Below are 22,260 nucleotides of genomic sequence, written 5' to 3'. Positions count from 1 at the left end.
TATCAGGGGGCATCATGCCCTCTGTTCTAACTGACTCGAGTTCAGAAAAACAGACCCGCCTTTGCCCCGGCTGCGAACTGGCTGTCGATATCGTTGACCTCAAACGAGGCAGTAGCGCCTATTGCCCTCGTTGCAATAGCCATTTGTACCAGAGTCGAGACCACTCTCTAAACGGTAACTTGGCGTTAGCACTAACGTGTTTATTACTATTTATCCCCTCTCATTTTTTCCCATTTATCACCATTCGCTTATTTGGCGTGACCATCCCGGCCACCATCCTTGATGGTCCTGCGATTTTGGTAGAAGAAGGGTTTATGGCGCTAGGGATCTTAGTAGTGTTTTGCGCATCATTGGCTCCCTTTCTTGTCTGTTTATTTGTTGTGTTATCCCACGTTGCTCTGCATCAGCGATGGTTTTCATTACTCAAGACATCGACCTTCTTCGCGCATCACTTAAAACACTGGGTGATGATAGATGTCTTTCTTGCCAGCATCGCAATTTCTTGCTTTAAACTGCAAGACTACTCAGACATATTTGTCGGTTGGGGATTGATGGGACTCATCATGCTGCAAGTGCTGTCCCTGATTCTAATCTCTCGCTACAACGGCCAGCAATACTGGGAAGCTTGGCAACAAGAAAGCAATTACCATTTTGATCACAAAGATGTGCATTGCCACATGTGTCACCTTTCACAACCAGAAGGCAGTCACTGTGAACGTTGTCATCAACCGCTGCACCACCGAGTACCAAACTCGATGAAGAAGACCTGGATGTACCTATTCGCAGCAAGTGTCGCCATTATTCCAGCTAACGTGATTCCTATTTCAATTCTCTTGACTAATGGCAAACGCTTAGAGGACACCATTTTCTCTGGTGTAGCGTCACTCGTAAAAAATGGGATGCCGGGGATCGCATTAATTATCTTTGTCGCCAGTATCGTCGTGCCTGTAGCAAAAATCTTAGGGCTGGCTTACATCATGCTGGCGATTCGCTTTAAGCGACGAATCTTCCACAAACAAAGAATGATGATTTATTTCGCCGTGAAGTGGATCGGTAAATGGTCGATGATGGATTTGTTCGTTATCTCAATCATGCTTACTTTGGTTGACCGAGGTCAAATACTTGATTTCACACCCGGTTATGGCGCTGTCGCTTTTGGTATTGTCGTGATAATGACCATGCTCGCAGCAGAAAGCTTAGATCCTAGACTTATCTGGGATAACTATCCAAATTCAAATCAGGATAAAAACAACAATGAATAGTAGTAATACCTCACAAAGCTCTCACCAACCTCGTGTTAAGCGAGATTTTGGGGTATCCCCTCTGTGGCTATTGCCACTGATTACCTTGTGTCTTGCTGGTTGGTTAGTGTTCAAGGCCATCAATGAAGCTGGTCAGAGAATCCAAATCTCATTCCCAGACGCACAAGGGATGATCGCTGGGCGAACTACCATTCGTTATCAGGGCCTTGAGGTCGGCATGGTGAGAGATATCAAACTGTCTAAAGATCTCTCCAATATCTTTGTTGAAGCCGATATCTACCCTGAAGCGACTCAACTACTTGGTGATAAAACACGCTTTTGGCTCGTGAAACCCACTGCGAGCCTCTCCGGGGTTTCTGGCTTAGATGCTTTGGTATCAGGTAACTACATTTCCATTCACCCAGGAGGAAATACCGAACCGGTCGACCTATCTACGGTGAAAACCAAGTACATTGGGCTCGATAAAAGTCCAAGTGACTTGCTGGCAGACAAAGGGCTAAATATCACCCTAATTTCAGACGAACTAGGGTCTATCTCTATCGGTTCGCAAATCGTCTACAAAAAAATTCCAATTGGTGAAGTGTTTAGCTTTCAGCTTGACGAGAACGCAAAACATGTTCGCATCCATGCAGTCATCGACGACGAATATTCTAACCTGATTAACAGTGACAGCCGCTTTTGGAATGTCAGTGGAATCGGCGCTAAAGTTGGTTTTAATGGCGTAGATATCCATATGGAGAGCTTGAGTGCGCTATTAGGAGGAGCAATTGCGGTAGATTCCCCTGATGAAGGTGACGCCGTCACTGAAGGTTCACAATTTAAACTCTACCCTGACCTAGCCACTGCTGGTCGAGGTATTCCAATCGAAATTGAACTGCCTAGCGATAATAAAGTCAGTGCCAATGGCGCTCCAATCATGTATCGCGGACTAGAAATTGGTCAGATCACCGACGTTCAACTCAGTGATGATCACGAACACATCATTGCTTATGCCTCAATCCAACCGAGCTTTTCTGATGCGTTAAACAGTGGAACAAAATTTCTATTGGAAGAGGCCAAACTCTCCCTTTCAGGTGTTGAAAATATCGGTAACCTTCTTACAGGCAACTACCTCACCATGATCCCGGGAGATGGTGATAGAAACCGAAACTTCACCGCTATCCGTAAAGACACCTATATCAGAGCAACAGAAGGTGCTCTGCAATTGACGCTAAAAGCGGATAATACCTTTGGTCTGGAAGCCGGTACCGAGCTTTTGTACAAAGGCATTAGCGTTGGCAGTGTGACCAATGTGGCGCTTGAACAGGACGATGTCCTGTTTGAAGTTCTGGTGAATCACGAATACGCCCACCTTATTAAGGCTAATAATCGTTTCTTTGTCACCGGCTCTGCTACCGCCGAATTCACCGAAACGGGTCTAAATGTCACCGTGCCACCAGCAAAACAACTGTTGAGTGGATCGATTAGCTTCGTTAGTGAAGGAAAATCGGCGCCAAAATCCACCTATAACTTATTTGCCAATAAATCTTTAGCGGAACTGGCAGATTTCAACAAGTCTGGCAGCGTTGATTTAACACTACTCAGTGATGAGTTGCCTCCTGTATCTGTAGGGAGCCCATTACTTTACCGCAACTTACCTGTGGGCAAAGTGGCTGGCTTCAAGCTAGGTAAAACAGGAGTGCTGATCCATTTACGATTGGATCGTAAATATCAGCATGTTCTTAGCAAAAACAGTGTTTTCTGGAATCGCTCTGGCGTAGAGGTCACAGCAGATCTCAGCGGTGTAAACATTACCGCAGCACCACTGGCTACATTAATCAAAGGCGGGATTGCATTTGATACGCTGGAAGGTGTAGAGAATAAAATCGGCAAACAGTGGAAGCTCTATGACAGCTACAACGAAGCTCGTAAGTATGGAAAACACATTCAATTAACCTCCAATAACACGTCAAGTGTTACCAAAGGAATGCCAATTAAATACCAAGGTGTAAAGGTGGGTGAAGTGACTAAGGTTACGCCTAACTTTGACTCCCAAAATGTGCAAATCGACGCTAGGATCTTGCCAGAATATGTCGCTAATATCGCACTTAACAATAGCCATTTCTGGTTGGTCCAACCGGAAGTTGGCTTACGTGGCGTCAAAAACTTAGAGACCCTAATTAGCCAGTACATTCAAGTAGAGCCTGCGGGCAAACAGCTTAAGTATGAGTTCAACTTAGACACGGAAGGTAAAGGCTCACGAGGTGTTAGCTATCAACTTCAAAGCGCTACTCGAGCCTCTGTTAGCGTGGGCACCCCTGTGCTGTTTAGAGACTTTGAAGTCGGAGAAGTCGTTGAAGTGCGCTTAGGTCAGTTTGCCGATCGCGTCGTAACCACCATCGAAGTGAAGCCACAATACGCCTACTTGATTCGCTCGAATACGGTATTTTGGAATGTTTCAGGTATCGATGTTTCTTTTGGTATTACCGGCGCTGAGGTACGTGCAGGCACGGTGGACAACATCGTCAGAGGCGGCATCGCCTTTGCGACACCAGAGCAAACACCTCTTAAACCTGAAGCCCAAGCCAATACTGCCTTTTTCCTTCATGATCAGGTGAAACCAGAATGGAAACTGTGGCGCACCCCAATTCCTATGCCGGGTAACTAGTCACTTATCCACTCCATGCAGCCTTTAAAGGCTGCATTTTTTTTTGCCTTTGAGTTAGAATTGGCGCAAATTTCTGACCGAGAACTGGTTTTGCATTCCAAAGTTTACCTGCCTGAAGGCTTTATTGCTCAAGTTGAGCAAACCATGCCAACACATCTAGATATCGACGAGTTTATTGCGGCTTGTCAGCGCCCTCTTCGACCTTCGATTCGAGTCAACACACTTAAGATCAGTGTCGACGATTTCAAGCAAAGGGCGGCGAATAAAGGTTGGCAACTTACCCCTGTTCCATGGTGTGAAGCAGGTTTTTGGATTGAGCGAGACAACGAAGACACCGTTCGTCTGGGAAACACAGCGGAACACATTGCTGGGCTATTTTATATCCAAGAAGCGAGCTCTATGATGCCCGTGACTGCACTGCTCGCAGATAACGACGTTGAGCAACTGGAAGTCATGTTAGATTGCGCAGCTGCGCCTGGTTCTAAAACCACTCAAATCGCACAAGCGATGAACAACCAAGGCACCTTAGTCGCTAATGAATATTCGGCAAGTCGTATTAAAGGTCTTCATTCCAACTTGCAGCGCCTAGGCATTCGAAATGTTGCAGTCACCAACTTTGATGCTCGCGTGTTTGGTGGTTGGCTTCCTGAGCAATTTGACTCAATTTTGCTCGATGCTCCTTGCTCAGGTGAAGGCACCGTACGTAAAGATCCTGATGCGATGAGTAACTGGAGCAAAGAGTCAATTTATGAAATCGCTGAGACTCAAAAAGATCTCATCGAGAGTGCTTTTCATGCCTTAAAACCAGGTGGCGTGCTGGTCTATTCGACGTGTACGCTCAATATGGAAGAGAATCAAGAAGTTTGCCATCACCTAAAACAAGTATTCGGTGATGCGGTGAGCTTCGAGCCGCTTGGCGAGCTATTTGAAAACGCCAAAGATGCGATGACAGAAGACGGTTTTCTTCACCTTTACCCTCAGATCTTCGATAGTGAAGGCTTCTTCGTTGCACGCATGCGCAAACACCAAAGCGTTGAGCCGCCAAAAGTGAAAAAGCGACTTGGCAAGTTCCCATTTGCCAAAGTCAGCAACAAGATTGCCCAAGATGTCGAAAAATCATTGGTAAATGCTCTTGGTATCCAGATTCCGCAAGAGACTCAAATCTGGGAACGAGAAGGTACCTTGTGGTTATTCCCGCAATCACTGGAGCCGATGATTGGAGAAATTCGCTTCCAGCGCATGGGGGTAAAACTCGCTGAAACACACAAGAAAGGTTACCGCTGGCAACATGAAGGTATTATGGCCATTCTATCGGGTCAAGAAGTCGCTGGTGTGAGTCTATCGGTTGATGAGGCACGAGAGTGGTTCATGGGTCGCGATGTACGTCCAGAAGTCCAAACATCAGGTAAAGGGGAAGTACTCGTCAAACTTGAAAATGATGTGATCGGACTAGGCAAATGGGTGGGGAATCGAATTAAAAATGGGCTACCACGAGATCTAGTCAAAGATACCAATCTGTTCTGATACTGGTAATTGAGCCTGCGTAGACTACACTTTTATAAAATGAATTAGCGCAGGCTCTTAAATACTGAGCGCAGTGATTAAGAGCCATTCCCCTAGCCCAGAACAGGAATCGTTCTGGGCTTTTTTTGGCTTGGCTTAACTGAAGTTACGACTTTTTAAGGTGAATACCATCGGATTCGATAGAAATCTTACCCTGTTTCAACAAGCCACCAATCGACTTCTTAAATGTGCCTTTACTGGTACGAAAAACGTTGAAGATCGCCTCTGGCGTTGATTTATCGTTCAGCGGTAAAAAGCCATCTTTCTTATCGAGCATTTCCAAAATCTTGACACCAAGGTCATCCATTTTAGCCACACCCACTTTTTGTAGTGACAAATTTACCTTACCATCTTCACGCACCTCTTTGATAAAACCTTTAAGGCGCTTACCGATAAACAGCTTACCAATAACGTCAGACGGGAAAATCATTCCCCAATGCTCGCCGTTAATAATCGCTTTGTAGCCTAGGTCACTGCGCTCTGCGATAAGCAAATCGACTTGCTCATTGCGCTTGTATTGCGCTGGCGTCTTATCCAACCACTTGTTGAATTTTGTCGTACCTACAATGCGACCAGAGGCCTTGTCGGTGTATACGTAAACTAAGATCTCTTGACCTTCACGCAAACGACCGCGTTGCTCGCTAAATGGTACTAGGAGGTCTTTCTTGTCTAACCCCCACTTTACGAATGCACCAGTGCTGCTGATCCCATCAACCTTCATCAGGCCCCATTCACCCACTTGGGCAATCGGTTTTTCTGTCGTCGCAGACAGTTGGTTGTCAGAGTCAAAGTAAAGGAACACATCTATCGACTGGCCAACCTCTAGTTCTTGAGGAACTTGCTTCTTAGGTAGCAAAACGCTGCCGTAATCATCCGCATCCAAAAACACGCCAAATTCGGCGTGACGAATCACTTCTAGAGTGTTGAATTGACCAATTTTAATCATCTTTTATCATTCTGTAGTTCAGCTTGAGTGCGATTATACGTGACTTCTGTTACTCTTGCTCGGCAATTTCCCGTCACGTCTAGAATTAAGCGTAGCTTCGCTAAATCTACTATGCTTTTAATGGCTTAGCACAAAGGACATTACTTCAGATCAAAGGTGTTATGTGATCACATTAGAAAAACAAGATGCAATGAGTCTCAAGCTCACCCATGTTATGCCTGATACCAAGCAGCTTAACTTGGAATGGTATCTGTTTATTCCTAGTGAAATACCGCTAAACAAAAATGTGCTCACTGAAGATGATTTTTACTATGGTGCAATGACTGAAAAACGTTCTTACTATAGCGATGAAATCTTGTTACCACTGGTGCATTCACGTCTTGCCAAAAGAGGCCGACTATCACAGAAGCAGTATCGCGTCAGCTTGAGCTTATTTGCATACCAGTACGTTGTTGCCCTGGACCGTGCGGTGAAAGACCTAAATCATCTAGACCGAGATAGCGTTACCGAAGAAGAAGTTGACGAAGTGTTGTCGCTTGCACTAGATATACTTAAGCGTCTACGCCGTGCTATACCTTATGACGAAACGCTAAAGCGTTACTACGCAAATATCGACAACTATCTCTCATGGTACACCGAACAACATTTTCTCTCTCTGGTAGCGCATCTACCCCGAGGTGGTGACTACAGCACCATCAAACAGCGCCTTATCACCTTGTGTGAAAAAGAAGTCGCACACCGAGAACTCAATCGTTACAACTCAAAAAAAGCGCGCAAAGATGCGACTAGAATGTCGAACAAGATGCGCTTGTTGCGCCGCTTAATTGAATACCCGATCGTACTAAAGAAGAAAAGTAATACTTTGGGTAACAATACCATCAGGGCGGTTAAAGGCATCGCCACGGGTATCGTGATGATATTTGTGACCAGCACTATGTTGCTAGCGAGAGACTACCTGGGCGAGATCACAGCTTCTTTCATTCTAGCGATGTCGGTCGTATATGCATTTCGTGAAATTTTCAAAGATGATTTACGCGACATCATGATGCGCTGGATACGCAAAGGCCGCCCAAAATGGCGGGCGCGGTATTTTGACCCAACCACCAAGCAGCAGGTCGGTAGCAAAATAGAGTGGCTTGACTACACTAGCCTGTCGCTTATCCCTGAACGCATCAAAGAGATCCGAAAAACACGAACAGTTCAGCGTGAAGAGCACATTCTTGGCTACAAAAACCACACTAAAATGAGTACGACTTTGTTCATGAGCGGATATGAGCAAACGCGCGAGGTGTTAACCATCAGCCTGGCACAGATAGCGCGTCTAATCGAGAAAGGCTCATCCAGACTTTATGTACTGAATGACGGCCAAGTCAGTAAAGAAAGCGTAGAGAAACGCCACCTACTCAACCTGATCGTTAAAGAAGACAATAATGATGGAACGACCAATTACTATCGATACAAAATCGTCATCAACCGTTCCAAAATTGTTGATATTGAAGAGATTAAGGTCGCTTAAGCGGCCTTCCTCTGCTCCGGTGTGACACCAACCGCTTTAAGAGATAACACCAAATCAAAAACCGCAATAGGTTCACTGCCGTGTAGTGTTGGGCAAGTAGCGTTGATTCTCACCGTTTTATTGACTCTTTCTCCAGTGCTAAATGTTTCATTCAACATCGTATCGATTACGTCACCGTCATCGCAGACAAAGACTACATCAGCTTCAGGACGTTTTAAGAATTCAGCGTTCATTCCCTTAAAGGCAAGTGATACGGCACCACCACGTTGATCCGCCTTATGCATAGCCATAAATCCACCCGCAAGGTCTGCCCCAATTGCAAGTGCTCCAAAATACATGCTGTTAAGATGATTCTTTGTACGGCGCCTAAGTGGAATTCTAATCTCGACGGTCTTGGCATTTAGGGTAAGAATTTTAGGTCGGCACAACCAGATTAATGGCACCTTAGTAAACCCAAAATGCTTAAGAAAAAAATTGGCTTTTTGAAGAGCAGAAAACATGACTCACCTCGCTAGTTAGTCCGCTCAGTTAACGGTAGCAATCGAGATGAGTCAACATTTTGTTAACAAACTCACAATGCATTGTGAGACCGATAACAAAACAGGCGTTTGAAGTTACATGGTAACGTAGGTGTTACTCTCTTTCTCGGCCGCAATATCTACAAGTTTTATGCGTTTTTCAAGAGTACCAACCACCACGGAAACTGGCTTTTTAGAACCTTGGGTTTTCTTGTAGATCAGCTTGATAAGTTCGATAACACCATCATTTTCAGGATCAAATCGATGGTGAACTTGCTCATCGAGACTATCGAGACCTAAGGCATATTGAGCAAGGTGATCCGCATGGATAACGACACCATCAAAGTACTGTAACAGTCTATCAGACAGCAGTGCCGCACTCGGAACATCACAGCTATAGTGCACTTTTAAGCCATTGAGACCACGCGGTAAGCCATGTTCAGCCAGTAAATCTATCACTTGGGCAGCGTCACTCAACGAGCGAACAAAAGGAACCACAATTTCAACGCAATGTCCGGCAACTATGAGCTGCTTAATCACTTCACATTCAGCTGAAAACGCACTTTTGTATTCTGCTAACGCATATTTGGCAACACCTCTCGCCCCCATGAATGGATTGCTGGTGGCGGTAGGAAACTCACTGCCAGCAATTAACGTTGACAATTCGTCCCCACAGGCGTCAGTCAAACGCACTTGAATGGTTTGGCCTTGCGCTGCAGTTTGCTCAATATTACTCACTAGCGTCGACACAAAGTGACCACGTAACTCGCTCTGACCTACTACTGAGTCTAATGCTTGCTGGTCTTCGTCACCCAGCGTTATTTCTGAATCCAGCAATTGTGGGTGATAAAATACCACTTCTTGGATTAATGCAGAAAGTGACACCATAAGAGGTAGCTCGTCATTGCTATAGTCACTGTAGGTCGGCAACACAGCACCTCTTTTTAACGCTTTATCTGTACTTCCTTGCTGAGATACGTTCATCATTGCTCCATAACGACTTTTATATGTATCCGTCGAAAATAACACAGCGTTTTGCGATCGGAAACCATAGGTTAAATTTATTGATTTTTCTGATGAAATTCGTACACAAATTGGTTAACAGTCGAATGAATTTGCGAGTAAATACCCTACTGTGTTTATTCCTGTGGTTATTTCCGCTATCTTAACGCTTTTGCAGTAACATACAGGCGCGAAAATGCCATTAAAAACAGACGAATTGCGAACCCAACCGCTCGGTCCAATGCCGACTCCTGCGGAATTGGGTCAAGCTCACCCTATCACGGAAGATGTAGCCAACCGTATTGCACAGTCTCGTCGCCAGATTGAAGCAATTTTGACAGGCGAAGATAAGCGTTTGCTTGTCATTGTTGGTCCTTGTTCAGTACACGACACGGATGCAGCGCTTGATTATGCGCAACGTCTGAGTGCGATTCAGGATAAGTACAAAGACGAGTTGTTCGTTGTTATGCGTACTTACTTCGAAAAACCACGTACTGTTGTTGGTTGGAAAGGTCTTATCACTGACCCAAATCTTGACGGCTCCTATGCTCTAGAAACTGGGCTTAACAAAGCACGTAAACTTTTGCTCGATATCAACAAACTCGGCCTTGCAACAGCGACTGAGTTCCTTGATATGATCACAGGCCAATACATCGCTGACCTTATTACTTGGGGTGCAATTGGTGCGAGAACTACTGAGTCTCAAATCCACCGTGAAATGGCTTCAGCACTTTCGTGCCCAGTAGGTTTCAAAAATGGCACTAACGGCAATGTAAAAATTGCGATTGACGCTATTCGCGCCGCTAAAGCCGGTCATTACTTCTACTCGCCAGATAAAAATGGCCGCATGACCGTTTACCGCACCTCAGGGAATCCATACGGTCACGTTATTCTGCGTGGTGGCGATAACGGTCCAAACTTCGACAAAGCATCTATCGAGAGTGCATGCGAGCAGTTAGCTGAGTTTGATTTACCACAGCGTCTAGTGGTCGATTTTAGCCACGCAAACTGTCAAAAACAGCATAGAAAGCAGCTCGATGTTGCCGCCGAAATTTGCGAGCAAATCAAGTCGGGTTCCACTTATGTGGCGGGCATCATGGCTGAAAGCTTCATTGAAGAAGGCAATCAACCGATGGCTGATCTTGATGAGTTAAAATACGGCTGCTCAATTACTGACCCATGCCTGAGCTGGGAACACACAGAACAGATGCTAGAAATGCTAGCTGACGCTATTAAATCCGCGACTAACGCTTAATAAGGAGCAATCATGCCTTCATTTGATATTGTTTCAGAAATCGACAAGGTTGAACTGAAAAACGCTGTAGATAACGCTAACCGCGAGCTTTCAACCCGCTTCGACTTTCGTGGCGTAGAAGCAAGTTTTGAATACCAAGATGAAATCGTAAAGCTCAACGCTGAAGGCGATTTTCAACTAAAACAGATGCGCGATATCTTACGCGGCAACCTAACTAAGCGTAATGTTGATCCAAATGCGATGGAAGCGAAAGACCCATCTGCGAGCGGTAAAAACTGGCATCAAGATGTTCTGTTTAAACAAGGTATCGATACACCGACGGCAAAGAAAATTGTCAAAATGGTTAAGGATGCGAAGATGAAAGTGCAAGTCGCTATCCAAGGTGAAAAAGTGCGTGTGACTGGTAAAAAGCGTGATGACTTACAAAGCGTCATGGCGCTGGTTCGAGGCGCTGAACTTGGCCAACCATTCCAATTCGAGAACTTTCGAGACTAACAAAAAACAGGGCTTTCGAGCCCTGTTTTTTTATCATCAACAAGTGTTGTACTTATAAAGCACCAAGCACGAAATAACGGTCATCTTTCATCAAGAGAGTAAGCTCCCCACTTTGCTTGGCATTTTCAGGCACCAACACACATGCCCTTAGTCCTTGGGCTTTCGCAGTGACTAGCATATCCCCTAGCTGTGCATAGCTTTCAAATCTCGTTCGCTCGGCATCTCGGCGAATAAGCTCCAGAAAGCTTGCTGGACAATCTTGCGGATAAAACGCAATATCGACTTGCTGTATCGCTCTCAAGCTCTTGAGTGTCATACGCTCACAATCTTGGCTGAACTCTTGCCAAATCACCTGAGGCTCAATTGCGTGCTGGTCTGAAATCAGTGTCGAATAGACGGCTTCTAGTTCGTTACGACTGGTGGCAAACTCAACCTCTGGCAGCGCAAAGAACTTTTCCCAAAAACTGCGGCGCTTATCCACGCTATCTAATGACTGCTTTATACTTACACGCTTCGATGCTGCAAAATCTGCCAGCAGACTCAGGTTTTGCCCTAATACTGACTCGACCCGCTCACGAATGTTCCTCGCCAGTACAGGAGACGCACCGCCGCTAGAAATAGCAACTTGGATTCGTCCTCTGGTGATCATTGATGGAGTGATAAAATCACAATGTGCCGGATCATCAACCACGTTTACCATGATGCCTTCTTGGCGCGCTTCCAGACATACTCGTTGGTTTAATTCTGGGTTATCTGTCGTCGCCCACACTTGAATATAACCAGCCAATAGATCACTACTATAAAACGCCTTTTCCCAGTAACATTTTTCTTGGTCGACCCACTCTTCAATCTGCCTCTCAACTTGAGGTGAGACAACGGTCACATTCGCTCCAGCCTTTAATAATGCTTCAATTTTTCGAGTAGCAACTTCCCCGCCACCCACCACCAAAACTGGCTTGTGATTTAAGTCAAAAAACAGTGGAAAATACTGCATCCGATCCCTTACGTCTAATTTCTATCCTGCCGAAAAGTCTAACAAAAATAGTGCATCTGACAAACGCCGAGAAAATTATCAGTACAATTAACGTTCGAATTTAACACTATGATCAGATTTTATACCTACCAAGTGCCATTTTTGCAGCCCTGAGTATCAATAGCACGTCAAAATTCAGCGTTTATGTACTGTTGCACTAGAAGATTGCGCTGTTGCACTATTTACATTAGTGAAACATTTCGTCATCCTAATTACGTCTGGTTTTGTGATAAGACTCAAAAATACTTTTAAATTAACGATTTGAGTTATCTCAAAACCTTTCCTACTCTTACAACTAGTTGAATTATTGTTAAGCCGTTTTACATCAATTCAGCATAAAACTCTTTTTTTAATCGTAAGGCCGACTTGGTCGGTTTTGATGGATGATACAGGAAGGATTCACATGGCACAGAAACTCTCTATTCTTGCTTCAGTAGTAGTTGCTGCTACAGCGATGATGTCGACTTCAGCGCAAGCAGCAGAAGGCACGTTAGAAAAAGTTAAAGCCAAAGGCTTTGTACAGTGTGGTGTTAGTACAGGTCTTCCGGGTTTCTCTAACCCGAACTCTGAAGGTGCTTGGGAAGGCATCGACGTAGAGTACTGTCAAGCGCTAGCAGCGGCAGTTCTTGGTGATAAAACAAAAGTAAAATATGTACCACTTACCGCTAAAGAGCGTTTCACAGCACTACAGTCTGGTGAAATTGACGTTCTTTCTCGTAACACAACATGGACTCTACACCGTGACACGGCGCTTGGTCTGAACTTCGTTGGTGTGAACTACTACGATGGTCAGGGCTTCATGGTGAAGAAAGACCTTGGTCTTAAAAGTGCACTTGAACTAGACGGCGCATCTATCTGTGTTCAGTCTGGTACAACAACTGAGCTTAACCTTGCGGACTACTTCCGTGCTAAGGGTATGAGCTACAAGCCAGTAGTATTCGATACCGCAGCGCAAACTTCAGCTGGTTTCGACTCAAACCGTTGTGATGTTCTAACTACTGACCAATCTGGTCTTTACGCACTTCGTCTAAACCTAAAAGATCCTAGCTCTGCAGTCGTTCTTCCAGAAATCATTTCTAAAGAGCCTCTAGGCCCTGTAGTTCGTCAAGGTGACGACAAATGGTTTAACGTTGCGAAGTGGACACTTAACGCAATGATCAACGCAGAAGAGTACGGCATTACTTCTAAAAATGCAGACGAAATGCTGAAATCAAACGATCCAAACGTTAAGCGTATCCTAGGTGTCGACGGTCCTAAAGGTAAAGGTCTTGGTCTGAGCGACGATTGGGGTTACCAAATCATCAAACAAGTGGGTAACTACGGCGAAAGCTTTGAACGTACTGTAGGTGAAGGTTCTCCACTTCAGATCAGCCGTGGTGTTAACGCACTATGGAATGCTGGTGGCTTCATGTACGCTCCACCACTACGTTAATCATCACTATAATAAGTATAAAAAGGGCGGAGAATCCTCCGCCCTCTTTTTTAAATGGATTTGAGGTTATTGTTGTATGAAACCTACTACCAATGTAGCTAGTGAAGCAACCAAGCCTTCTGCTAGCACCAACCTTTTTTACAATCCAACATTCCGCTCTATTGTTTTCCAACTAGTCGCAGTTCTCGCCCTTGGCGCTTTCTTCTATACCATTGTCAATAATGCTCTTACCAATCTAGAGTCACGTGGTATTGCAACTGGTTTTGATTTCCTAGATCAGGAAGCCGGATTTGGTATTGGCCTTACATTGATCGAATATGATGAAACATATTCGTATGGGCGCACCTTCGTGGTTGGCCTTTTGAACACCGCTTTGGTGTCAGTGTTAGGCATATTTTTCGCAACCATTTTGGGGTTTGCAGTTGGTATCGCTCGACTTTCTTCCAACTGGTTAGTGAGTCGCATCGCTGCGGTATATATCGAAATATTCCGAAACGTCCCACTTTTGCTGCAAATATTCTTTTGGTATTTCGCTGTTCTTCAGGCTCTTCCCTCACCGAGACAAAGTTTGAGTCTTGGGGAAGCCATCTTCCTCAATGTTCGAGGATTATTCCTTCCTGCACCTGTCTTTGAAGCGGGAGCATGGATCGTCGGCGCTGCGCTTGTGCTAGCGATTGTTGGCTCAATTGTTTTAAACATTTGGGCAAACAACAAGCAAAAACTGACTGGGCAGCAAACCCCTGCTGGGTTAATCAGCCTTGGACTGATCATTGGTTTACCTCTAATTGCCTATTTTGCAGCTGGCATGCCTATCTCTGCCGAGTTCCCTGAGCTTAAAGGGTTCAATTTTAGAGGTGGTATCTCTATTTTGCCTGAGCTTGCAGCGCTATTGGTTGCACTAAGTGTCTACACAGCTTCCTTTATCGCAGAGATCGTACGTTCGGGTATCAACGCTGTAAGTCACGGTCAAACCGAAGCTGCTATGGCTCTTGGTTTACCACGCTCTAGAACGCTTAAGCTTGTCGTAATTCCTCAAGCTATGCGTATCATCATTCCACCTTTGACCAGTCAATACCTGAACTTGACCAAAAACTCATCGCTAGCAATGGCGATTGGTTATCCAGATCTCGTTTCTGTATTTGCAGGTACAACGCTGAACCAAACCGGTCAGGCAATCGAGATCATCTCGATGACAATGGCAGTTTATCTAACGTTGAGTCTTCTGACTTCCTTCTTGATGAACATATACAACAACAAGATGTCGTTGGTGGAGAGATAAGATGAGTACACATCAATTTCAACCTGACCTCCCACCACCGGCAAATACCGTAGGTGTCGTAGGTTGGTTAAAGAAGAATCTATTTAATGGCCCTGTGAACTCAGTAGTCACGCTTATTCTTGGTTACATTGTTATTACCACGATGATTTCCATTATTGATTGGGCTTTCCTATCTGCTGACTGGGTGGGTGCGACACGTGACGCTTGTTCTCGTGACGGTGCGTGTTGGGTATTTATCAGTGTGCGCTGGGAACAGTTCATGTATGGCTTCTACCCAACTGAAGAGCTTTGGCGCCCTCGCCTTTTCTTTGGTGCGCTTGCGGTCTTTGTTGTGTTGCTTGCCTATGAAAAAACACCTGGTCGTGTTTGGCTATGGCTGTTCTTTGTTAACGTATTCCCATTCCTAGCGACTGGTCTTCTTTACGGTGGTGTATTTGGCTTAGAAGTCGTAGATACCCACAAGTGGGGTGGCCTGCTAGTGACATTGGTCATTGCGTTAGTGGGTATTGTGGTTTCGCTACCGATTGGTGTCGCTCTTGCTTTGGGCCGACGCTCTGAAATGCCAATCATCCGAAGTTTATGTACTGTGTACATTGAAGTTTGGCGTGGCGTTCCGCTGATCACGGTACTCTTCATGGCATCAGTTATGCTGCCTCTGTTCATGTCAGAAGGCTCTGAGACTGATAAGTTACTCCGTGCACTTGTCGGTGTAGTTATGTTTAGTGCTGCTTACATGGCGGAGGTTATCCGTGGTGGCCTGCAAGCAATCCCTAAAGGCCAATACGAAGCCGCCGACGCTCTGGGCTTGTCATACTGGAAAAAAATGGGGCTTATCATACTGCCTCAGGCACTGAAGATTACGATCCCTTCAATCGTAAACACCTTCATTGGTCTATTCAAAGATACCAGTCTAGTACTTATCATCGGTATGTTTGATGTACTGGGTATTGGTCAATCGGCAAACACCGACCCTGAGTGGCTTGGTTTTGCTATCGAAAGTTATGTTTTTGTCGCGTTAGTGTTCTGGGTGTTCTGTTTCGGCATGTCGAGATACTCGATATGGCTTGAAAACAAACTCCATACTGGTCACAAACGATAACTGTTACGAATCAAGGACGTATTATGACGCAACAACAAGATTACATGATCGAAATTAAAGACATGAACAAGTGGTACGGTGAGTTCCACGTACTAAAAAACATCAATCTAAACGTCACCAAAGGTGAGAAAATCGTTATCTGTGGCCCATCGGGTTCTGGCAAGTCAACGATGATCCGCTGCATCAACCGTTTGGAAGAGCATCAAAAAGGTCAAATCATCGTTAGTGGTAATGAACTAACAGAAGATCTGAAAAATATCGAAGCTGTGCGCAGAGAAGTTGGTATGTGTTTCCAGCACTTTAACCTCTTCCCTCACCTAACGGTTTTAGAAAACTGTACCTTAGCACCGATTTGGGTTAAGAAAATGCCGAAAGAGGAAGCTGAAGCGATTGCAATGAAATACCTAGAGCGCGTTAAGATCCCAGACCAAGCGGACAAATACCCAGGTCAACTATCTGGTGGTCAGCAACAACGTGTAGCAATTGCTCGCTCTCTATGTATGAACCCACAAGTAATGCTTTTCGATGAACCAACGTCAGCACTTGACCCAGAGATGGTACGAGAGGTGTTGGACGTAATGGTAGAGCTAGCTGGTGAAGGTATGACCATGTTGTGTGTTACGCACGAAATGGGCTTTGCAAAAGAAGTGGCTGATCGCGTCATCTTTATGGATGCCGGTGAGATAATTGAAGAAAATAACCCGAAAGATTTCTTTGAGAATCCACAATCTGATCGTACTCAGAACTTCTTGAGCCAGATTTTGCATCACTAATAACAGTGCGTTAGGATTTAAGGGCGGCATTTGTCGCCCTTTTTGTTACCACGTCACTGCATGGTGGTCTCAGACTTACAATGTGTTACAAACTCAATAAGGGCAAGGTGGATACATATCCCTTTAATTTACGTACAATTTTGTAACGCATTACAGGCAATAGCACTTGATTTTCTGAACTATTGCCCCCATAAATGTCTTAATAATACAGAAATCATCTTTTGAGGAAGATTATGAACAACGGACCTATGGTATCAGGCACTCGCCAACAAGAGAGTGTTCTACAGACTAACAAGGTATTGCGCAATACCTACTTTCTACTATCTCTAACCCTGCTTTGGTCGGCGGTTGTTGCTATGGCTTCTATGGCAATGAACCTACCTCGCCCAGGCCTGATCCTAATGCTTGTCGGTTTCTACGGCTTACTTTTCTTAACTGAGAAGAACCGCAACAACAGCATGGGTCTTGTATTTACATTCTTGTTCACGGGTTTCCTTGGTTACACCACGGGCCCAATACTTAATATGTACATCGGCGCTGGAATGGGCGACGTTATCGTGACTGCTCTTGGCGGCACAGCGCTAGCATTCTTGGGTGCATCAGCTTACGCTCTAACTACTAAGCGCGACCTATCGTTCCTTGGCGGTGTTCTAATGGCTGGCTTCGTAGTACTGTTAGTAGGCATGGTGGCAAACATCTTCCTACAAATGCCTATGCTTTACCTTGCAATGAGCGGCATGTTTGTTCTGTTCTCAACAGGTGTTATCTTGCTAACGACTCAGCAGATCGTACGTGGTGGTGAAACAAACTACATTTCAGCAACAGTGAGCCTGTATGTATCTATCTACAACCTGTTCATCAGCTTGCTAAGTATTCTTGGCATTATGAACAACGACTAATAAAGTCGCTATCTAACTTCCAGCCCGAGCCATGTGATCGGGCTTTTTCTTTTCTAGCGGTTAAAACTCCTGCGACCGCCCCGCAAACGATTGCTTTAGATCAAAAAATCAGTATGATCCGCCCCAACACCATTGATGATAGGGTTTTAAAATGTTTGGTACAGCTTTGGCTAAAGATGCAACTCGCGTGCTTTTACTTGGTTCTGGTGAGTTAGGTAAAGAAGTCGCTATTGAATGTCAACGTCTTGGTATGGAAGTAATCGCCGTTGATCGTTACTTGAATGCCCCAGCTATGCAGGTAGCACATCGCAGCTACGCAATCGATATGTTAGATGGTGATGCTCTTGCTGAAATCATCGCAAAAGAAAACCCTGATTTTGTGGTTCCAGAAATTGAGGCTATCGCTACTGATAAGCTGGTTGAACTTGAAGCACAGGGACTAAACGTTGTTCCAACGGCAAATGCGACTAAACTGACTATGAACCGCGAAGGTATCCGTCGCCTAGCTGCAGAAGAGCTTGAACTACCGACCTCACGCTACAAGTTTGCAGACAGTTATGAAGAATTTAAAGCTGCGGTAGAATTTGTTGGTACACCTTGTGTTGTAAAACCTGTGATGAGTTCATCAGGTAAAGGCCAAAGTGTAATTAAAACTGAGCAAGACATTGACACCGCTTGGAACTATGCCCAAGAAGGCGGCCGTACTGGCGCTGGTCGAGTCATTGTTGAAGGCTTTGTCGACTTCGACTATGAAATCACTTTGCTCACGGTTCGCGCTGTTGATGGTACTCATTTCTGTGCACCGATTGGTCATCGCCAAGAAGATGGTGATTACCGCGAGTCATGGCAGCCACAAGCTATGACGCCTAAAGCGCTAGAACTTGCTGAACACGTTGCGGGCAAAGTAGTCAATGCACTCGGTGGTTTCGGCTTATTCGGTGTTGAGCTATTTGTTAAGGGCGACGAAGTTATTTTCAACGAAGTGTCCCCTCGCCCACACGATACAGGTATGGTGACCTTGATCTCTCAAGAAATGTCAGAATTTGCACTCCACGTTCGCGCTTTCACAGGAATGCCAATCAACCACATTACTCAATACGGCCCTTCGGCTTCTGCGGTAGTACTTGGTCAAGGCACCTCTCAAAATATCCGTTTTGAAGGCATGAGTGACGCACTAGCAGCACCTCAAACTCAGCTTCGTCTATTTGGCAAGCCTGACATTGATGGACGCCGTCGCCTTGGCGTTGCATTGACTCGTCGAGACACCATCGAACAATCAGTATCAGACGCAGTCGCTGCCGCTGGCAAGATCAACGTGATTTACTAACCAGTTTTAGGAAACCAGACAAATAAAAACGGCTCTCAAATTGAGAGCCGTTTTTTAATTTAGTCCAGTTCTAAATTTCAATCAGCCACACTTCTTCTGCAAAGTATGGTGAAGCTTCTTTAAGCTTGCCATGACGCTCAATGTTCTCGTTGCGTTCAAGTTTGGTCACTGACTTGCATCGTGAAAACAACTGCTCTACTTCAGATGCTGGTACCGCAAATGGTGGTCCTTTCATGTCTTGCTGCTGATAGTCTAAGGTGACGAGTAGAATTTTTGCACCATCTTTTGCACAGCTCAGCACTTTCTCCACGTATTGCTCCCTTAGCTCTTGAGGCAGAGCAATTAAAGCTGCTCTATCGTAAACAAGATCAACGGGTGCAATCGGTGCCGTAAAGAAGTCACCTGCGTACAATGAAAGCTCATCAAACTGGTACAAACTATGTTGTCCATTAAGTGGCGTCACCGTTGGTGTATAGAAATGCTCGGCAAAAAACGCTCTAACAGCAATATCACTGAGCTCGACTCCTATGACTTCATGGTGCTTTTCAGCCAACCATACGAGATCTTCTGATTTGCCACACAATGGCACCAACACATTCATTTCATGGGCTGGCCCTAGCTTTGGCCAATACTGTTTGAGCAATGGATTAACGTCAGTGAGATGAAAACCAATCTGATTTGCTGCCCATTTGCTGTGCCATAATTCTTGGTCTTGCACTTTATCTTCCTTCTAGGCTGTCGAAGGTCCAGCTTATTGCAAAGCCGAACGATGGTAAACAGTATGCCTCTGTAAAGATAAGGTCAATTAATCATCACATAGGAATTATTTGATGTTTTTCGTGGTCTTAATCACGTGAATGGAGTTGTTTTTCAAGCCATCGACCACATATAGTAGTTGTACACACTTGATGGCTTGGCTAGACCTTTTTCCTGCATTTTACTGGGCCTTAAAGGAGTGTGAATGAATCAGTTTCTCAAAGCGACTGCCTTAACTTTGTTGCTGTTGAGCCGTGCACCACTTGCAGCGGTTGTCCCACCAACAGCACCAAACTCGGTTGAGAGTCGCACATCATCCAGTACCCAAAACCAAATTAGCTCGCGTGCTTTTAAACACAGCTTAAGCGGTTTGTATTCTATAGAGTCTTTTGACAATGATGTTAAACAGCCTCTTAACGATTTCACTATTCTCTATTCTAAAGCGCACCAAGCTCAGTATGAGCTGGAATCTCTATGCAAAAGCACTGCGCTATTGACTGACACCCAAGCCTTCTTTTCTGGGGTCAAATCTGAACAACGAGCTAAACAGAAAGTTGCGTTAGAGCTTAATAACGATGCCTCAAGAATCACCGACCTCGCTCGAGCAACAATCATTGCAGATGATATTGAAAGCCTAATGGGTGCTTACGAATCTCTTGCCAACAATACTAACTTAGTTAAGGTAAAAAACCGCTTTAAGAAACCAAATGCTTCTGGTTATCGCGACCTAAATCTTGTAGTAGAACTGCCAAAAACGGGTCTACTGGCTGAAGTTCAACTTCACTTGCGAGACATTGCAGATGTTAAAAGCGGTCCAGAGCATGACATCTACAAAGAAATCCAAGCGATCGAGCGTAATGCCCAAGACAGAGCACTTAATGACTTAGAAACGCATAAGATTGCCCAACTAAGACAACACGCTAAACGCCTTTATGCAAACGCATGGCAACCCTACATAGCACCAAACTCCACCGCTGCATAATAACAAGCCCCCTAGCCTTCCAAAAGCCCTAGGGGGTATTTACATCAGACACCCCCTCTAATACCCTTTCCCCTTAGTGCCAACGTCCGTTAGCTAAGCGTCTGTTTACCGTAGCCCGACCCTTGCATTTCCCCGCCCCATCACCGACAATATGCGCCCTCAATTTTCAGACTTCAGGCATAGTGATGACTGCTGCTATCTATTTGGTTAAAGGCCGAGACAAATCTTTACGTCGTAAACACCCTTGGATTTTTTCTCGTGGTATTCAAAAAATTACGGGTGAGCCGCAACTTGGCGAAACTGTGGACGTATTTGCTCAAGATGGTAAATGGCTAGCTAAAGCAGCTTACTCTCCGCACTCACAAATTCGCGCTCGTGTTTGGAGCTTCGACAAAAAAGAAAGCATTGACCAAGATTTCTTTGAAAAGCGCATCAAAGAAGCGCTTCTGTTACGCGAAGACGTTATCGAACGTGATGGCCTAACAGGTTTTCGTCTAATCGCTGCAGAATCTGATGGCCTACCTGGTATCACCATCGACAAGTATGAAAACTTCCTTGTTTGCCAGTTACTAAGTGCGGGTGCTGAGTTTCACAAAGCAACACTCGTTGAAGCGTTGAAAGCGGTATTCCCAAAATGCAGTGTTTACGAGCGTTCAGATGTAGCAGTACGCAAAAAAGAAGGCCTTGAAGAAACAACCGGTGTTTTACACGGTGAAATGCCACCAAAGTCTGTTGTTATTGAAGAGAACGGTGTAAAGATCAGCGTTGATATCGTGGAAGGCCACAAAACTGGCTTCTACCTAGACCAACGTGACAGTCGCCAACAAGCAATGAAATACGTAAAAGACAAAGAAGTCTTAAATTGCTTTAGTTACACTGGAGGTTTTGGTCTATACGCACTTAAAGGCGGCGCAAAGCGTGTGATCAATGCTGATGTGTCGCAACCCGCTCTCGACACCGCAAAACACAACGCACAGCTCAATGAGTTCGATATCAGCAAAAAGCGTGCAGTTTTCCTGAATGCTGATGTTTTCAAACTACTACGTGAGTACCGTGATCAAGGTACTAAATTTGATGTCGTGATCATGGACCCACCGAAGTTTGTTTCAAGCAAAAATAACCTGACTTCAGGTGCGAATGGGTACAAAGATATCAACATGTTAGCAATGCAAATCCTTAAGCCAGGTGGCACCTTGCTAACCTATTCGTGCTCGGGGCTGATGAGTACAGACCTGTTCCAAAAAGTGATTGCAGATGCAGCTGTCGACGCAGGCCGCAGTGTTAAGTTTGTTGAACGATTTGAGCAGGCCGCTGATCACGTCGTTGATACGGCATATCCAGAGGGTTTCTACCTAAAAGGGTTTGCCTGTAAGGTGCTTTAAAAGCCACTAGACAAAAAAGCAAAAGCCGAGGTATTTTTCATACCTCGGCTTTTTTAGTTTCAGGTGTGTGTCGAGCCTACAAACTCAACACACA

Annotated in this window: 19 protein-coding genes; 14 read left to right on the top strand and 5 right to left on the bottom strand. The window is 45.0% G+C overall.

Annotation, left to right across the window (positions count from 1 at the left end; translation table 11 throughout):
- Positions 1 to 14: 14 nt before the first annotated feature.
- The 3 genes from J4N39_RS06860 (at position 15) to rsmF (ending at position 5,433) form a co-directional block, all read left to right on the top strand.
- Complete coding sequence (locus J4N39_RS06860) at positions 15 to 1,262, top strand: paraquat-inducible protein A (protein ID WP_252023374.1); 1,248 nt, start codon at positions 15 to 17, stop codon at positions 1,260 to 1,262.
- Positions 1,255 to 3,909, top strand: coding sequence for a PqiB family protein (locus tag J4N39_RS06855; protein ID WP_252023373.1), 2,655 nt, complete (start codon positions 1,255 to 1,257; stop codon positions 3,907 to 3,909). The genes J4N39_RS06860 and J4N39_RS06855 overlap by 8 nt, the downstream gene beginning before the upstream one ends.
- A 90-nt stretch (positions 3,910 to 3,999) precedes the next feature.
- Positions 4,000 to 5,433, top strand: coding sequence for a 16S rRNA (cytosine(1407)-C(5))-methyltransferase RsmF (gene rsmF / locus J4N39_RS06850; protein ID WP_252023647.1), 1,434 nt, complete (start codon positions 4,000 to 4,002; stop codon positions 5,431 to 5,433).
- Between the two features lie 145 nt (positions 5,434 to 5,578).
- Here rsmF and J4N39_RS06845 read toward each other — a convergent pair whose 3' ends face one another.
- Positions 5,579 to 6,418 carry a CvfB family protein gene (locus tag J4N39_RS06845; RefSeq protein ID WP_252023372.1) on the bottom strand — a complete coding sequence of 280 codons (840 nt, stop codon included), beginning with the start codon at positions 6,416 to 6,418 and terminating at the stop codon, positions 5,579 to 5,581.
- Between the two features lie 163 nt (positions 6,419 to 6,581).
- On the opposite strand from J4N39_RS06845, the gene J4N39_RS06840 reads away from it, so the two are divergent.
- Positions 6,582 to 7,934: a hypothetical protein gene (locus J4N39_RS06840; protein ID WP_252023371.1), complete on the top strand. Its 1,353-nt coding sequence runs from the start codon at positions 6,582 to 6,584 to the stop codon at positions 7,932 to 7,934.
- On the opposite strand, the gene J4N39_RS06835 is transcribed toward J4N39_RS06840, so the two are convergent.
- Both J4N39_RS06835 and J4N39_RS06830 read right to left on the bottom strand, forming a co-directional pair.
- Positions 7,931 to 8,434, bottom strand: a complete 504-nt coding sequence (locus tag J4N39_RS06835; RefSeq protein WP_252023370.1) for a DUF4442 domain-containing protein — start codon at positions 8,432 to 8,434, stop codon at positions 7,931 to 7,933. The genes J4N39_RS06840 and J4N39_RS06835 overlap by 4 nt on opposite strands.
- Positions 8,435 to 8,548: 114 nt before the next feature.
- Positions 8,549 to 9,439, bottom strand: coding sequence for a putative PEP-binding protein (locus tag J4N39_RS06830; protein ID WP_252023368.1), 891 nt, complete (start codon positions 9,437 to 9,439; stop codon positions 8,549 to 8,551).
- Positions 9,440 to 9,650: 211 nt separating this feature from the next.
- On the opposite strand from J4N39_RS06830, the gene J4N39_RS06825 reads away from it, so the two are divergent.
- Positions 9,651 to 10,709, top strand: coding sequence for a 3-deoxy-7-phosphoheptulonate synthase (locus tag J4N39_RS06825; RefSeq protein ID WP_252023366.1), 1,059 nt, complete (start codon positions 9,651 to 9,653; stop codon positions 10,707 to 10,709).
- A gap of 12 nt (positions 10,710 to 10,721) precedes the next feature.
- Positions 10,722 to 11,204 (top strand): YajQ family cyclic di-GMP-binding protein, encoded by a 483-nt coding sequence (locus tag J4N39_RS06820; protein ID WP_252023365.1) that lies wholly within the window; start codon positions 10,722 to 10,724, stop codon positions 11,202 to 11,204.
- 52 nt (positions 11,205 to 11,256) lie between these two features.
- Here J4N39_RS06820 and J4N39_RS06815 read toward each other — a convergent pair whose 3' ends face one another.
- Positions 11,257 to 12,198 carry a precorrin-2 dehydrogenase/sirohydrochlorin ferrochelatase family protein gene (locus J4N39_RS06815; RefSeq protein ID WP_252023363.1) on the bottom strand — a complete coding sequence of 314 codons (942 nt, stop codon included), beginning with the start codon at positions 12,196 to 12,198 and terminating at the stop codon, positions 11,257 to 11,259.
- Positions 12,199 to 12,640: 442 nt separating this feature from the next.
- Here J4N39_RS06815 and J4N39_RS06810 point away from each other — a divergent pair, with 442 nt between their 5' ends.
- The 6 genes from J4N39_RS06810 to purT all read left to right on the top strand — a co-directional run bounded on the left by J4N39_RS06810 (position 12,641) and on the right by purT (position 19,046).
- A complete protein-coding gene (locus J4N39_RS06810) occupies positions 12,641 to 13,669 on the top strand; it encodes an amino acid ABC transporter substrate-binding protein (RefSeq protein ID WP_252023361.1) in 1,029 nt (342 codons plus the stop codon).
- Positions 13,670 to 13,745: 76 nt separating this feature from the next.
- Positions 13,746 to 14,948, top strand: a complete 1,203-nt coding sequence (locus J4N39_RS06805) for an amino acid ABC transporter permease (RefSeq protein WP_252023360.1) — start codon at positions 13,746 to 13,748, stop codon at positions 14,946 to 14,948.
- A 1-nt stretch (position 14,949) separates the two neighbouring features.
- Entirely contained in the window at positions 14,950 to 16,047 is a 1,098-nt protein-coding gene (locus J4N39_RS06800; protein ID WP_252023358.1) for an amino acid ABC transporter permease, read from the top strand.
- A gap of 23 nt (positions 16,048 to 16,070) precedes the next feature.
- Complete coding sequence (locus J4N39_RS06795; RefSeq protein ID WP_252023356.1) at positions 16,071 to 16,820, top strand: amino acid ABC transporter ATP-binding protein; 750 nt, start codon at positions 16,071 to 16,073, stop codon at positions 16,818 to 16,820.
- A 233-nt stretch (positions 16,821 to 17,053) separates the two neighbouring features.
- Complete coding sequence (locus J4N39_RS06790; protein ID WP_252023354.1) at positions 17,054 to 17,719, top strand: Bax inhibitor-1/YccA family protein; 666 nt, start codon at positions 17,054 to 17,056, stop codon at positions 17,717 to 17,719.
- Positions 17,720 to 17,870: 151 nt separating this feature from the next.
- The gene (gene purT, locus J4N39_RS06785) at positions 17,871 to 19,046 is read left to right on the top strand and encodes a formate-dependent phosphoribosylglycinamide formyltransferase (RefSeq protein WP_252023352.1); all 1,176 of its coding nucleotides are present in this window, start codon (positions 17,871 to 17,873) and stop codon (positions 19,044 to 19,046) included.
- 70 nt (positions 19,047 to 19,116) lie between these two features.
- On the opposite strand, the gene J4N39_RS06780 is transcribed toward purT, so the two are convergent.
- Positions 19,117 to 19,764 (bottom strand): thiopurine S-methyltransferase, encoded by a 648-nt coding sequence (locus tag J4N39_RS06780; RefSeq protein WP_252023350.1) that lies wholly within the window; start codon positions 19,762 to 19,764, stop codon positions 19,117 to 19,119.
- 243 nt (positions 19,765 to 20,007) lie between these two features.
- Here J4N39_RS06780 and J4N39_RS06775 point away from each other — a divergent pair, with 243 nt between their 5' ends.
- Together J4N39_RS06775 and J4N39_RS06770 are read left to right on the top strand one after the other, a co-directional pair.
- Positions 20,008 to 20,784, top strand: a complete 777-nt coding sequence (locus tag J4N39_RS06775; RefSeq protein ID WP_252023348.1) for a nucleotidyltransferase family protein — start codon at positions 20,008 to 20,010, stop codon at positions 20,782 to 20,784.
- A gap of 185 nt (positions 20,785 to 20,969) precedes the next feature.
- The gene (locus J4N39_RS06770) at positions 20,970 to 22,166 is read left to right on the top strand and encodes a class I SAM-dependent methyltransferase (protein WP_252023346.1); all 1,197 of its coding nucleotides are present in this window, start codon (positions 20,970 to 20,972) and stop codon (positions 22,164 to 22,166) included.
- Positions 22,167 to 22,260: the final 94 nt, after the last annotated feature.

The sequence above is a fragment of the Vibrio sp. SCSIO 43136 genome (genome assembly GCF_023716565.1).
In the GTDB taxonomy this organism is placed as follows: domain Bacteria; phylum Pseudomonadota; class Gammaproteobacteria; order Enterobacterales; family Vibrionaceae; genus Vibrio.
The sequence above is the reverse complement of the archived record's forward strand: the minus strand, read 5'-3'. Positions and strand labels throughout refer to the sequence as shown.